The sequence below is a fragment of the Exiguobacterium sp. s133 genome (genome assembly GCF_018618595.1).
Taxonomy (GTDB): domain Bacteria; phylum Bacillota; class Bacilli; order Exiguobacteriales; family Exiguobacteriaceae; genus Exiguobacterium_A; species Exiguobacterium_A oxidotolerans.
On the sequence record NZ_JACSMK010000003.1, the window covers coordinates 26,094 to 39,800 of the forward strand.

17 protein-coding genes are annotated in these 13,707 nt (G+C 47.9%); 6 read left to right on the forward strand and 11 right to left on the reverse strand.

Going from position 1 to position 13,707, the window contains the following annotated elements; genetic code table 11:
• Positions 1-39: 39 nt before the first annotated feature.
• Positions 40-987, reverse strand: a complete 948-nt coding sequence (locus KNP96_RS04790) for a cation diffusion facilitator family transporter (RefSeq protein ID WP_088837128.1) — start codon at positions 985-987, stop codon at positions 40-42.
• A gap of 308 nt (positions 988-1,295) precedes the next feature.
• Here KNP96_RS04790 and KNP96_RS04795 point away from each other — a divergent pair, with 308 nt between their 5' ends.
• Positions 1,296-2,198 carry a sensor domain-containing diguanylate cyclase gene (locus tag KNP96_RS04795; protein ID WP_214769126.1) on the forward strand — a complete coding sequence of 301 codons (903 nt, stop codon included), beginning with the start codon at positions 1,296-1,298 and terminating at the stop codon, positions 2,196-2,198.
• 52 nt (positions 2,199-2,250) lie between these two features.
• On the opposite strand, the gene KNP96_RS04800 is transcribed toward KNP96_RS04795, so the two are convergent.
• The 5 genes from KNP96_RS04800 to KNP96_RS04820 form a co-directional block, all read right to left on the reverse strand.
• Entirely contained in the window at positions 2,251-3,057 is an 807-nt protein-coding gene (locus tag KNP96_RS04800) for an SDR family NAD(P)-dependent oxidoreductase (RefSeq protein ID WP_214769128.1), read from the reverse strand.
• Complete coding sequence (nfsB, locus tag KNP96_RS04805; protein ID WP_088837125.1) at positions 3,057-3,710, reverse strand: oxygen-insensitive NAD(P)H nitroreductase; 654 nt, start codon at positions 3,708-3,710, stop codon at positions 3,057-3,059. Before nfsB ends, KNP96_RS04800 begins: the two co-directional genes overlap by 1 nt.
• A 167-nt stretch (positions 3,711-3,877) precedes the next feature.
• On the reverse strand, positions 3,878-4,240 hold the full coding sequence (locus KNP96_RS04810) for a winged helix-turn-helix transcriptional regulator (RefSeq protein WP_239456891.1): 363 nt from the start codon (positions 4,238-4,240) through the stop codon (positions 3,878-3,880).
• 19 nt (positions 4,241-4,259) lie between these two features.
• A complete protein-coding gene (locus tag KNP96_RS04815; protein ID WP_214769130.1) occupies positions 4,260-4,931 on the reverse strand; it encodes a zinc dependent phospholipase C family protein in 672 nt (223 codons plus the stop codon).
• A 20-nt stretch (positions 4,932-4,951) separates the two neighbouring features.
• The gene (locus tag KNP96_RS04820; RefSeq protein WP_214769132.1) at positions 4,952-5,809 is read right to left on the reverse strand and encodes an alpha/beta fold hydrolase; all 858 of its coding nucleotides are present in this window, start codon (positions 5,807-5,809) and stop codon (positions 4,952-4,954) included.
• Between the two features lie 92 nt (positions 5,810-5,901).
• Between KNP96_RS04820 and KNP96_RS04825 the strand changes: the two genes are divergently transcribed.
• The gene (locus KNP96_RS04825; protein WP_162288270.1) at positions 5,902-7,029 is read left to right on the forward strand and encodes an HAD-IA family hydrolase; all 1,128 of its coding nucleotides are present in this window, start codon (positions 5,902-5,904) and stop codon (positions 7,027-7,029) included.
• Here the strand turns inward: KNP96_RS04825 and KNP96_RS04830 are convergent.
• The 5 genes from KNP96_RS04830 to KNP96_RS04850 all read right to left on the reverse strand — a co-directional run bounded on the left by KNP96_RS04830 (position 7,004) and on the right by KNP96_RS04850 (position 10,165).
• Positions 7,004-7,921 (reverse strand): hypothetical protein, encoded by a 918-nt coding sequence (locus KNP96_RS04830; RefSeq protein ID WP_214769135.1) that lies wholly within the window; start codon positions 7,919-7,921, stop codon positions 7,004-7,006. The two genes, KNP96_RS04825 and KNP96_RS04830, sit on opposite strands and share 26 nt — an antisense overlap.
• Positions 7,918-8,448, reverse strand: coding sequence for an RNA polymerase sigma factor (locus KNP96_RS04835; RefSeq protein WP_214769138.1), 531 nt, complete (start codon positions 8,446-8,448; stop codon positions 7,918-7,920). The genes KNP96_RS04830 and KNP96_RS04835 overlap by 4 nt, the downstream gene beginning before the upstream one ends.
• An 85-nt stretch (positions 8,449-8,533) precedes the next feature.
• On the reverse strand, positions 8,534-9,097 hold the full coding sequence (locus KNP96_RS04840) for a nucleotidyltransferase family protein (protein ID WP_214769141.1): 564 nt from the start codon (positions 9,095-9,097) through the stop codon (positions 8,534-8,536).
• A gap of 18 nt (positions 9,098-9,115) precedes the next feature.
• Entirely contained in the window at positions 9,116-9,916 is an 801-nt protein-coding gene (locus tag KNP96_RS04845; RefSeq protein ID WP_214769144.1) for a phosphotransferase enzyme family protein, read from the reverse strand.
• A gap of 12 nt (positions 9,917-9,928) precedes the next feature.
• Complete coding sequence (locus tag KNP96_RS04850) at positions 9,929-10,165, reverse strand: hypothetical protein (RefSeq protein ID WP_214769147.1); 237 nt, start codon at positions 10,163-10,165, stop codon at positions 9,929-9,931.
• Between the two features lie 101 nt (positions 10,166-10,266).
• On the opposite strand from KNP96_RS04850, the gene KNP96_RS04855 reads away from it, so the two are divergent.
• From KNP96_RS04855 to KNP96_RS04870, 4 genes are all read left to right on the forward strand, one after another.
• Complete coding sequence (locus KNP96_RS04855; protein WP_214769150.1) at positions 10,267-11,265, forward strand: NADP-dependent oxidoreductase; 999 nt, start codon at positions 10,267-10,269, stop codon at positions 11,263-11,265.
• Between the two features lie 45 nt (positions 11,266-11,310).
• Complete coding sequence (locus tag KNP96_RS04860; protein WP_214769153.1) at positions 11,311-11,721, forward strand: TIR domain-containing protein; 411 nt, start codon at positions 11,311-11,313, stop codon at positions 11,719-11,721.
• A 154-nt stretch (positions 11,722-11,875) separates the two neighbouring features.
• Positions 11,876-12,466 carry an ArsR/SmtB family transcription factor gene (locus KNP96_RS04865; protein WP_214769156.1) on the forward strand — a complete coding sequence of 197 codons (591 nt, stop codon included), beginning with the start codon at positions 11,876-11,878 and terminating at the stop codon, positions 12,464-12,466.
• A 17-nt stretch (positions 12,467-12,483) separates the two neighbouring features.
• Positions 12,484-13,701 carry an MFS transporter gene (locus KNP96_RS04870; protein WP_214769160.1) on the forward strand — a complete coding sequence of 406 codons (1,218 nt, stop codon included), beginning with the start codon at positions 12,484-12,486 and terminating at the stop codon, positions 13,699-13,701.
• Positions 13,702-13,707 lie beyond the last annotated feature (6 nt).

Here is a 13,707-nt window from a genome sequence, read left to right on the forward strand (position 1 = left end):
ACAGCTGTCGTGAACGATGCATGATGTTGATCCATTTAATTAATGGTGATGCGAATGAGGTGCGGCACGCCCCTCGAGTTCACAAAGTAAGGCATCACTATGCTCGTGATTGGCAGTCTCGATTTGAATCGTCGCATGATGGATATGTTGATCTTCAAGCTTATGCTTGATTTCCTGAAGTAACGCCTCCCCTTCAGCAATCGACATGTCCCCGTCCGTGACGACGTGACACGACAGGGCATTCAATCCACTCGTGATCGCCCAGACATGTAAGTCATGGACGTCGTTGACACCCTCTGTCCCTTGAATCGTCGCGGTGATTTCTTCGAGATTGACGTTCTCAGGGACACCTTCCATCAAAATATTGACGGCTGATTTCGTCACGAAGTAACCACTTCGTAAGACGAGCAGCGCTACGATGATACTTGCGAGCGGATCGGCCCAGTTCCAACCGAAAAACATGATGAGCAAGGCTGCTGCAATCGCACCAATCGAGCCGAGTGTGTCACTCAAGACATGGAGATAGGCACCTTTCATGTTCAGGTTTTCTTTGACGTCGCCTCCGCGTAGCATGATCCAAGCGACAAGCAGATTGACGAGAAGACCGATGACACTGACGATCAGCATCCCTGTCGAGGCAATCGACGTCGGCTCTGTAAAACGACGAATCGCTTCATAAAAGATATAGAGCGAAATCGCGATTAAAGCGACACCGTTGATGACGGCAGCCAGGATTTCGAAACGTCTGTAACCGAATGTCTTACTGCCGCTCGCTGCCCGTTCCCCGAGCTTAAACGCGACGAGCGAAATCGCGAGTGACGCCGAGTCACTTAACATATGTCCGGCGTCAGCGAGAAGTGCCAAACTATTCGTCAAGTATCCGCCAATCACTTCAACGATCATAAATAGTGTGATGATGGAAAAAGCAATCAATAATACACGTTTGTTTCCAGTGTGTGCATGGTCGTGCCCGTGGTCATGTCCCATTTCATTCTCTCCTTTAAGTGTTGTCTGCAATTCGGACAGTCGATCGTCCGTAGATGCACGCGGAAAGGATGAAGCAGCTTCTTGTTTAAAGCAGATCGCAACCCGTTCAATTCCTCGTATATTGCAAGTAGTTCCTATCCACTCGATACCCGAAAAAGACAGGAACAATTCATCCGGTTCAAAAAAAGGAATTACAGTTCTGGATGGAAGCAGAACGGAAACCTAAAAAATCGTCGTGTAAAAAAGTAAAATAATTCAAAAAACATGGTATTATATAGGTTATATAGAATACAAGAAGGTGAATCCGCATGCTTGTTTTAGGAATGAGTATTGGTATTATCATGGCATTAATCTTTACCAAACTTCAAAAACCCGATGAAGCTTCTCAATTATCAGTTGAACTGATCGGACATCATACGAAAGATGTTATTTACGTTTACGAAGTGAAACCGATCCAACGCTTTCGGTACATCAGCCCGTCGCTTGATGAACATATTGGTGATGGCGTCGTCGATGCGAGCTACGCCGATCCGGCTGTTTGTTTTGACCGTATTCATCCGGATGACTTTGATATTTTGATTGCAAAGATATCAGGTACGGGAAATTATGATACCGCCTTTTTACAACGGTGGCGGACGAATGATGGACGATATGTCTGGTTTGAGGAGTATACAACTCCGATTTATGAAAATGATGAACTTGTCGCAATCCAAGGAATCATACGTAATGTTGAACAAGCGATAACTGAAAAAAATGAATTAGAGAAACGGTGCAGGACCGATGCTTTGACAGGACTTTATAACCGTTATCAATTTGATAATATGATATCGGAACTTATGCCGTGTCAAAACGTTCCACTCGCTATCTTATTATTTGATTTAAACGACTTAAAGATTCAAAATGATCATCACGGTCATGCTGCCGGAGATGAATTGCTCAAATTGACCGCGTTCGCTCTAAAGCAGCATAGCCAAAACGTTTACCGCATTGGCGGTGACGAGTTTGCCATTATCGAATCACACTTGACGCTTGAAGAAATCGAAACACTAAGAGCAGGCATTCATGCTGAAATGGACAAGATGCATATCGCTCTCGCTTCGGGCTTCGCGAACGGAATGGCACAAGATGTCGAGCAGCTCATCATGCAAGCTGATGCTGCCATGTACATTGATAAATCAACAAAAAAAATCCGTACATCTTCCACACTTTAAAACGCGGAAGATGTACGGACTTTTTATATAAGCGAATGAATGGTGCTTCGCCTTACCGACTGATTTCGTCATGCTCAGGAGCACCGTCTGAACGAATCAATTTCTCTAGAATCTGAACAAGCCTTGAACGTTTGACCTGACTGGATGCATCTTGATGCGGATTTACGAACTGGCAACTATCGTTATCGTAATATTTTCCAGAAGCATTTTTGAACTCGTCTGAAAGTGCGGCGTCCACTAAAATTTTTGCGCCAATTTTCACATCATGACCTTCAATGCCAAATGCAGACTTGACCATTTTACTTCCTAATAGTGATTTAGGGTTAATAGCGATAAAGGCAGGTGCTTGCTGTTTCGCCATTTCGATGGTCCACATTGTAAGTGCTAACTTGCTTTGAGCGTATGCATCCCCGTCAGGCAATACTTTTTTTCCGAGAAGGGCATCGACCTCTACTTCTTGTTGAGCTGCTGACGAAACGTTAATGACGCGACTACTTGAAGACATCAATGGCAGAAGCGCTTTTGTCAGCGTATAAGGAGCAATTGTATTTACGGCAAACCGAATGTCTAAACCTTCAGCAGTAACCGTTTCGGGTGCACCGTAGACGCCGGCATTGTTAATGAGCACATCGATTCCGGAAACCTCATGAGAGAGTTGCTCCGCCAATCGCTTAACCTCGATTAACCTAGACAAATCTGCTACAAAAGGTACGATTGTCGAGTTTTTCAAAGTTTTACACACAGCGGTTAACTTCTTTTCGTTCCGTCCGTGTAACAATATCGTATGACCTTGTTCGGCTAGCATCTTTGCTGTCTCAAGTCCGATTCCGTCTGTAGCACCGGTGATTAGGATATTCATCAGAATTCTTCGATGATTTCAGATTGCTCGAGTCGCGATTTTGGTAAGGATGCATTAAAATCAGAAGCAGCCCGATAGCCTAATGAAACGACGACACTTGAAGTGAAGCCTTGCTCGCGTAAGTTAAATTCTTCATCTAATACTTTCATGTCTAGTCCTTCCATTGGGACAGCATCGATTCCTAAATCCGCGACGCCGAGAAGGAATGACCCTAAGTTCAAGTACACCTGCTTTTCCGTCCAGTGTTGAAGATCTTTAAAGTCGTATTTGTGTAAATCAACGAAAATTTTTCGCCCCCCATGATTTGCCTGCTTAAATTCTTCTTCAGCAAACCGGCCATCCGCATCTTCTTTTTCCGTCAGATGAAGTAAATATTCGTCTGAAATGTCGCTTTTCGCGGCAAAGATCACGACAGCTGCTGCACCGGTGATTTTTGATTCGTTGAATCCGAAAAAGCCTTGTGCCGCCTTTGCAATCCGTTCTTTCCCTGCTTCACTTGATGCGATGACAAAGTGCCACGGTTGGACATTTGTTGACGAAGGTGCTAGTTGAAGGAGTGATTTAATTGTTGCCATATCTTCTTGTGAAATTTGTTTTTCCTGATCAAACTCTTTTGTAGAGTAGCGTGTTTGTAATGTGTTGATCAATGTCATATTGCCACGTCCTTTGTATGTTTAATGTGTAAAGTACTTCGTCAGTATATATCCCAGAAAATCGGCAAACAAGTACTGACATTTTTATCCGTACGGACATTAAAGTACAAAAAACGTGAACCGTTCACCCCTTAGTAAAAGGCGCACAGTTCACGTTTTTATGTTTTTTACTCGTATTCCTCGCTAAAAGAAATTTCACCATACTCATACGTTTCGTGGTAGGTTTTTCCCCAAGTGCCCAACTCTTTCAAAATCGGCAGTAATGCTTGTCCCAAGTCCTCTAACGCATATTCGACTTTCAATGGCAATTCGTCATATACTGTTCTTTTTACAAGCCCCGCATCTACCAGCTCTTTTAGTTGTCTTGAAAGGACACGTTCATTCACATTCGGTATTTTTCGTTTCAATTCGCCGAACCGGAGGATTTTTGCTCCGCCGATATGATAAATAATCAAAGGCTTCCATTTACCGCCCATGACATCTAAAGAAAGTTCAACATTACAATAAAAGTGCTTCTTGTTTTGATTCACCATCTTAATCTCCTTTCTATCATTCCCTTTTTGAGTTTATGCTTTTTGAATGAAAGAAACTAGGAAAATGCTGATTGATGGTAATACCAACTTGATTCGAAAGGATTTTTAAACAACTGTTTACAGCTTGATTGATGTAGCTAGTAATTTCTTGATTGTGATTTTTATAAATTTCCAGCTTCTCGGTTTCTAATGAGGCATCAAGTTGAAAATCCAATGCCAACTCGTCAATTAAAGTAGGCAGATAAGTCTGATCATAGCCTTCGATTTCAAACAAAGGAACCGTTAGCGGAGAGAGTTTGAGTTCATATAATTTAATAATCCGACCATTTAAACGGTTGAAATCCCTGTAAGATTTTTCTAAATCCGCCTGCCATTGCTCGCGTGAGACGTACGCGACCTTCTCGAGGTAAAACGCTAACCATACCTGATCGGATATCAAATGACAGAGGTAACCGAGGTAAAACGGTTCCGCTAATCGTGTTTCATATGTATGCAAAAAGCGGTCCAGGTTAATCCGGTTCTTCCCGTTCTCATCCAGGTCCTTAAAGTGGGTTTTCCCTTTCGGCACGCCCATCAGACCGTGGATATCCGGTGCAATCCCGCCTAACAGAAAATCACTCCGGGGCTCCGGTTTCAGCTTGTCCGCGAGCAATGACGCAATACAATAATGCATGATCCGCGATCCCATATGTCTTCGCTCCTTTTAGTTTAATCGTTCGCGCGTTCATCGATTCGGCGGACGGCATCAAGGACGGCGTCCGGTCGGTCCAGATGAATCGCATGACTTGCCTGCTCCACAAACTGCAGCTCGCTTTGAGTCGACAGGTCGCCCTGTTCGCAAATCAATTGTTCCCATGTGTCCTCAAGTAACCGTAGCTCCGCTTCCGGCAACCCCTCTTCGATTCCGCTGTTCACGGCCAGTTCCTTGTCGCGTCCGAGCACAATAAGTGGAAGATTAGCGAGACGACCGCGTCGTTCCAACGTAACAGCGTCGTTCTGCCACTGTTCGATGGCGGTGGCCATTTCGCCGTACAGCAACGGATCGGTTTGGAAATCGAGCAGCTCTCGTTGGACGCTTACCGGTAACTGCCGTTGCTCGTGTGTCAGTTCTGGTCGAATGGCCTCGCATAAGGCGTGACGTGTCATTTCCGCGTAACTTCGGCACTTGTCAAGCCAGACCTGATCCGTCGACAGTTCATCGAGGACCGGTAACGTCAAGGAATCGAGTTGCCGTAAGCGAACGGATGTCGAGTCGACGAGAACGAGTCCACGGACGGTTTCCGGGTAATCATGCGCCATCTGTTGGGCACACAGCCCGCCGTAAGAGTGTCCGACAAGCAGGACCGGCTCCGTGACGTCTAAAGTTTTCAGTAATTCCTGCAATTGCAAAGCGACCGCAACTGTCCCGGTTTGAGTTGTGTTCATCAGTTCATGGCGGTGAAATGAAATCACGCGAAATGTTTGTTTTAATGATTCAATGACTGGATACCATTCATGATAGGTGCAGCCAAGACCGGGCAGAATGACGAGTGGTCGTCCCGGCGTTTTCGTATCGAAATGGGACATGTATATCCTCCGTTTTCTACAGTATAAACATTTTTTCCTATAGTCGTCATTTTTCCATTATAATGAAATTATGTTTTGATTTTATTATAAGAATGGCGGTAATTGAAATTAAAAATATTCAAGCTGTTATCTTTGATTTAGACGGTACCCTTCTGAATCGTCAGTTGTCCTTACAAAGATTCATCACGGGACAATACCAGCGTTTTTTTAACGACTTACAGCCTGTTTCACTGCCGGACTATTCGCGTCGCTTCATCACATTAGACAATGATGGTTACGTTTCAAAAGATGTTGTCTATCAACAATTACTTCAAGAGTTCGAGATCACGACGGTAACGTGGCGTCAATTATTCGACGATTACCTCGTTTTCTTTCCAGACCATTGCATCGCGTATCCTGATACGACGGTCATGTTAAACAACTTAAATAAACAAGGTTATCTGATTGGCCTCATTTCAAACGGCGCATCTGACTTCCAGCGCGCCAATTTAGAAGCTTTAGGGATTGTACATTATTTCAATCACATCCTCATTTCGGAAGACATTGGAATCAAAAAGCCGGACCCGCTTATTTTTAACTACTTTTTAGAAAAGTGTGCCCTTGACGCACATGCGACCGTCTACATCGGCGACCATCCCGTAAACGACGTTTACGGTGCGCAGCAAGTCGGGATGAACGTGATTTGGAAAAGAAACGGATCCACGCGTCGGCCCCCGTGTACGGACTGGATCGACGACTGGTCCGAATTAGGCACATTGCTTCAGAATGACCAACAAAAAGGAGTTTTTACCATGTCAGAACTGCAATACCAAATCCGCCCCTACGCGGACCACGATTTCGAGGCGATTCAACGGTTGAATGCGGCTGAAGGCTGGAGTAATCTCGTCGCCCGTGCTGACGAAACAAAACGCGCCTTTGCGGCGTCTAACGTTGCTTACGTCGTCGTCATCGACGGCACCGTTTCCGGCTACATCCGTGGCATGACGGATACGGCGATCACGCTCTACATCTGTGAGCTGTTGATCGCGGACAGTGCCCGCGGGCAGGGACTCGGACAAGCCTTGCTCGGACACGTCCACGCCCTCTATCCGGCGACACGGCTCGAGATTCTCGCGAGCGCCTCCTCCCACTCGTTTTACGAACAACTCGGCTATCGTCCGTTTTATGGTTTTCGAAAGACGATCGATGCCACCGTCACAACGCCTCCCACATCGCTTTGAAGACGACCGGGTCGACCTTAAAGAAGACACCCAGTTGGTGATAGACGACGTAGCCGCCTGCAATCAGCCGCAGCGACACTGTGATCCCGTCCGCTTGCGTCACGCGTAAGACCTTCATTGTTTTGTAATCCGTGACTTCTGGCGGTACTTCTTCGCGTGTCATCGCACGGCCCTCGTACAAGGCATCAATGAAAGCCCGGTACCGACTGTCCGCTGTCATCGGTTGTGCCGTTTCGTCGTCGTTCCACTGGTCAAATGTTTGATAGGCGAGGCGTCTGACCGGCGCGTCGAGGTTTAAATCCCGGAAAAAATCGTTGCCTGTTTTCAGCACGAAGCCCGTCTGGCGCTCGAGTAGCCAGACTTTTTTTATGCCTTCTTCCTCCCCTACAGCGAACAGGCGCACGGACGGCTTATAGCCGTCGACCCGATACAAAGTGACCGGTCCGAGGTTCGAGCCACTTTCCAGTGTTTCAGGGGTAGTATCACCCGTTTCCTCAAGTGTTGCCGTCACGCGCCCCAGTTTCTTCCCTTGCAGGGCACGGACGTCATCCGTCAGCGGTGTCTCCATCGCAAGATAAAGCTCATTTTGATAGACGAGCCCGAGGAGCATACTGCCTGCGGTCGAACTGCCCTCCACTTGTTCGTCCTGCGCCCAGTTCGGGACGACGACGGCACCGTCTGTCCGTACGATTTCTGCCGCAGGCGGTGTCTCTTCCAGTAGCATGCCGCCACCGACCGCCAAAAGGAGTGCTGCTGCAACCAGTCCTGTCGCGGTCTTACGTCCGACGAAGCGCGGACGGCGTGCCTGCTGAACGCCGGCGAGCAAATGACTGCGAACCTGTCCGCGGGGCACATCGATTGAATCCACTGCGCGTTTGACCTGCTCTTTCATTCCGCCCCGCCCCCTTTCACCTGTTTGGCCTGAACCTTTTGAATGGCCCGGTAGAGTGTACTTTTGACCGTGCTGACCGGTATTTGCAGAAGATCGGCGACGTGCTGCAGTGTGTAGTCCTCGTAATACCGTAAGAACAGGATCGTCCGTTCCGCTACCGTGAGCACTTCGAGCAGCTCCTGCAAGTAAAGATCATTGACGAGTCGCTCCTCGAAAATAACTGGTTCGGCGACATCCGTTGCCGCCGTCGCATAATCGACCCGGATTCCTTGGGTTTTCTTTAGCATGTCGAGCGCACAATTGATCGCGATCCGCGTCAACCAGGTTTTGGCGATCGTCGCGTCCAATAAAGTATGGCGGTGTTTCCAGGCGCGATAGGCAACTTCCTGCACATTTTCGAGTGCATCCTGGTCATTTTTTAAGTACAGGTAGGACATCTTGTAAAGATAGGTATCATGACGCGTCAAAAACATCAGAAACGTTTCATCGTCAAACGCGGGTTGCCGCTTGTTTCGCCGACCGATCATCGCCCGTTCTCCCCTTTCTGTCTGTCACTACCTGTTAGACTGCGTAACCGACGGATTTCGTTTCAACGATTTAAATTTTTTTCACTCAAGTTGATTCATTCTCCGCTTCATGGACACCCGGCCAGTTCTTTCCCCACTGTTTTTCCGTCAGCCGTTGCCGGTAAATCACTTGCCGTGCCGTCGCCTGGAACAGCGGCGTCGGCCGCAGCCGTTGTTGCAACAAATCACCAACACCGTAGGCCGTGAAAAATTCGAGCTGGTCCGCTTGTAGCGTCAGACCGATCGCCGTCACCGTCTCCGGAAACTGTGCCATTGCGTCGCGGGACGACCGGTATGGCGGTAAGTCATTTTTGGTATGCATCCGTGCCTGATTTTTGACGGACCAGGGGTAGTCCGGCAACTGTTCGTTCAGTCGGGCTTCCAGCATTTGGTCAGTCGCTTCCGTCGTGTCGGATGCGTCAAAATAGATGACGTCGATGTCCGCCACCGCTGTCGCTTCCTTTTGCTCTAAAACATCCCAAACCTTTGCCCGGACATACCCGGCACAAATCCACCAGTCCGGTAAGTCGAGTGTCGCGACCGCCTCAAGAAGTATTCTTGTCTCCCGGTCCCGTTCAAACATCTGGACGATATCTGTTTCCGTCTTCATTTGCACCATCGCTCCTTTTTAATCGAACCACGTCACGCCATGCTGCTTGATGAAGGCAAGTTCTTGCTCATAATGCGTCGCATGCCCCTCCTCAATCATCCACTGAAACGCCTCCTCCCCGTGGGCTGCTTTACGGTGAATCGTCAACAGGAGGGCTTCAATCCGTAGCAGTAACGTATCAAACAATTGCTCTTTTAATTCCGGCATCCCGTAAGCCGCTAAAAAGATGTCGATGCGGCGTTTGATCCGGTCCGGTCCCGTAACGGGGTCATAATCGACTTGTCGCCCGTGTTCATCGTGATGATGGCGGCTGAGCGGGACGAACGTATACAACGTGTAGGCGATGTCCCAAATCCGTGGTCCGGGTGCCGCTAAATCAAAGTCGATGACGCCGATTGGTTTTTTGTCCTTAAAAATGACATTGTAGACGGCAAAATCATTGTGACAGATGACTGCATACGGCAGCGGCGTATTGTCGAGCGGCTCCCATGACGCGGGTACTTCGAAGTCTGCCGTGGCATCATGAAACTGACGGAGTAACCGGGCCGTCTCTTCTAACACGGCCTCCGACCACATGTAGGCTTTGAGGGGATAGTTTCCCGCCTCCCCGTCAAGATACGACAGGATTTCCCGATTTTGCGGATCGATTCCGAGAAACCGTGGACTTGCCGGATACTCTTTTTTCTCGAGATGCACGAGCAGCCGGTGAATCCGCGGACTGTCCGGCTTTTGTTCCCGCCGGACCGTGTCGCCTGCGCGACTGACGGCAGAAACGTTTCCCCCTGTTAACGGTTGTTCCTGTTCGCTTTTCTTTGACAAGATGTAACCTCCCTATCGTTTCGAATCAAACTTGGGTAAGAAGACGATGATACCTGCACCAATCAAACACATGATGACATCACTGAACGTAACCGACGCTACATCAAAATCAAGCATCGTCCTGACAAGCTGCCAGACGAGCACGAGCGTGATTGCTAAAGGAACGGTCCGTTTCATCCAGCGGGGTATGCGAATCCATTCTTGTAATAACCGTGCTCCCCATTTCTTCAACACGTCACCTGCTTTCACGATTGGTTAATCCCATATTTTCCCTATCCAATTTCAGTATAGCATTATCGGAAGGCGTGATACACTGGTTAAAAAGACTTGTCAGAGAGGGTGGATGCTCGGTGAAAGCAATGACGATTGAAAAATATGGAAACGTACCACTCGAACTAACGGAACAGCCTCTTCCCGTTGTCTCCGCACATGATGTCTTAGTCGAAATTCATGCCGCGAGCATCAATCCGGTTGACTTTAAGATTCGGGACGGCAAGGTCAAACTGTTGATTCCCTTCCAGTTCCCGTTGATTCTCGGCAACGATTTTGCCGGCATCGTCACGAGGGTCGGTTCCGCGGTAACACAGTTTCAAGTCGGCGACGCCGTTTACGGACGCGCCGAAAAACAGCGGATCGGGACGTTCGCGGAATTCATCGCCATTCATGAAGACCTACTCGCACGAAAACCGGAGGCGTTATCGTTTGAAGAGGCGGCGTCGATCCCGCTCGTCGGTTTGACGTCCTATCAGGCACTTCACGACGTCTTACAAGCGACACCGGGTCAAAAAATCTTGATCCAGGCCGGTGCCGGGGGTGTCGGGACGTTCGCCATCCAACTGGCGAAGGCGATGGGACTGTATGTTGCGACGACTACCAGTCCTGCCGGTCATGATTTGGTCAAAGCACTCGGTGCCGACGAAATCATCGACTACCGGACCGTTGCGTTCGATGAGGTCTTACATGACTTCGACGGCGTCTACGATACGATTGGCGACGACACGCTCAGACGGGCCTTTAAAATCGTACGGCCCGGTGGACAAATCGTCTCGATTTCCGGATTGCCGAATGGTCGGTTCGGTAAAGCGTACGGTTCCGGATTTTTAAAAACGATGTTATTTCGTCTCTTGACGGTCCGTGAGGCCTTTCTCGAGCGAAAATACCGCGTCACATACACGTTTTTGTTCATGAAACCGAGCGGACGACAACTGCAGCACATCACGGAATGGATTGAGACGGGGCAAATCAAACCGGTCATCGATCGCGTCTATCCGTTTGAAGCGGCACAGGAGGCACTCGCCTATTCGGAATCCGGTCATGCGAAAGGGAAAGTCATCTTGAAGGTGAAGTAAGCGAATTAAATGTTTTTGACAACCCATGCTGAAAGGAGCAGACGGATGCAGTTTTATATTGGATCAAGCTTTGCAAATATCACGAACGTCCGGATATTACAACACAAACTGATCGATCGCGGATTTACGCTGACGTATGATTGGACCCAAAATGAACGGGCGACGAGTAAAGCGGCACTGCAAACGATTGGTCATGCTGAAAAACAGGCCATCACGCTCTCGGACTGCGTCATCATTTTACTGCCGGCAGGGAAAGGAAGCCACATCGAGCTCGGAATCGCCTTAGGACAAGACAAGCCGATTTTTCTCCATTGTGTTGATCAGACATACGACCGGTTCGAGACGACGAGTACGTTCTATCATTTGCCGGAAATCATCCCCTGCAGCGGGACGCTTGAAGAATTGACTGAATTGATCGTCCATCATTGCCAGCGGATGTCTGCTCGTGGATTGTAGAGGGTTCTCCTCTGCAATCTTTTTTTTGTATCGGTAACTACTACATATGGATTTTTTTGTAAGTTTCACTAGCTATTTTTTGCTATTACCGCTATGATTTATTTAACGGTTAACTTTTATTAACCGGTTTACTTTATGAGAAGAGGTGTTGGAAATGATGCAAAAATCGATTTTGATTTTAGAGCACTATGAACAGCTGAAGGTCATCAGTGACCCGATGCGGACAAAGATGTTGATGCACTTGATTGAACAACCGCATACGGGTCACCAGTTAGCTCAAAAACTGGATGTCTCCCGGGCAAAAATCCTGTACCACTTACGTGAACTCGAAAAGTACCAGCTGATTGCATTGGTGAAAGAAGAGATTCAGGGCGGAAACGTCTTGAAATATTATCAATCCGTCGCACGCGGCTTTATCCCGGCGGATCATTTGCTTAATTTAGTCGAGACACAACAAGCGACACGTCAGTCTTATCTTGAAGTCCTCGACCGCGCGAAAACACGTGTCCTCACTGCGCCGGACGACTCCTTTCAACCGCGTTCTTCCGATGTCGAAGCGTGGACCAGTTTGTCCGTCCAAAAAGAAGTCGCGACGACACCACAAAAATTTTTAGAATTCACGAAAAAATACCGTCAGCTCCTGGCTGAGTTAGAAGATCAACTTGAAACGAAAGACAACAACAAACTTTTTTATATCATGGCGACCGGGTTTGAAATCGACGAGGCATTATTCGAGGAAAAATAACAGAAGGAGGAACGCTGATGTATGAACGCACGGTGAAAGAAAATCGCTCCTTTTTTCGAAACCGCTCCTTTATTAGTCTTTGGCTAGCGAGTACATGTTCTTTTCTTGCACTATCGACTTACCTCTTTGCTGAACAATGGTATATCTTACGGGTGCTGCAGCAAGAGGCTTACCTCGGTATCGTCCTGATGTTGACGCTTCTTCCGCGAATTTTTCTCATGTTGATCGGCGGCGTGATCGCGGACCGCTTCAAAAAGGCGATGATCATGCGCTTTTCCAGTCTATTCCGGTTAGGTTTCGTCATCGCCCTTTTGTTTGTCTATCAAAATGACGCCTTAGGAATCGTCCAGTTGTCACTGTTCGCGTTTCTATTCGGTTGCATCGATGCGTTTTTTTCACCCGCCAGCTCAGCACTCCTTCCGTTACTCCTGTCATCCGAAGACTTCACACGGGCAAATGCCGTTGTCCAAACGTCGAACCAACTCGCCTTATTTTCCGGACCGCTTCTCGGCGGGATTCTTTTAACGACCTACTCGTTCACTCTTTTATTTGTTGTCGTCGGCTGTTTTTTGTCCGTGACGTTCCTTTGTTCCTTATTCATTAGCGAACGCCGTGTTGAACACCGACGTTCAACGTCTGCAACGGCTGAACTTGTCGAAGGCGTCCGTTATGTTTTTTCTGAACCTTATTTACGAAAGATCCTGTTCATCTTAATCATCATCAACTTTTTCTTTTTCGGTCCACTCTTAATGGGGATCCCGTTATTAGTCGATGGTGTGCTGCACGGGCAAGCCCTCGATTTAAGTTATCTGCAAGGAGCGTATCAAATCGGCATGTTGCTCGGTGCTGCCTTGATAGGACTGCGCAATATCAAAAGTCAGTCGATCCGCTTACTGCTTCTACTGATTGGCGGATTAGGCATCGGGTTAGCCGCACTGGGTCAAATCTCAACGGTCTTTCAAGGTGTCGTCCTGTTGCTTACAATGGGGTTACTGTCCGCTGTCATCAACGTCTTACTCTTGACGACCATTCAAGCGACGAGCCAACAGCCGATGATGGGACGTGTCATGAGTTTAGTGAATGCGGCGTCGAACGGCTTAGTCCCGCTGTCGTATGCGTTAATCTCACTTTCGCTCTACTTCCATTTCACCATCACATGGATTCTCTTGTATTGCGGCATCATGATCGTGACCACTTCCTGTTTTTTCTTCATCCGTTCAATGAAAAAAGATTGATGAAGC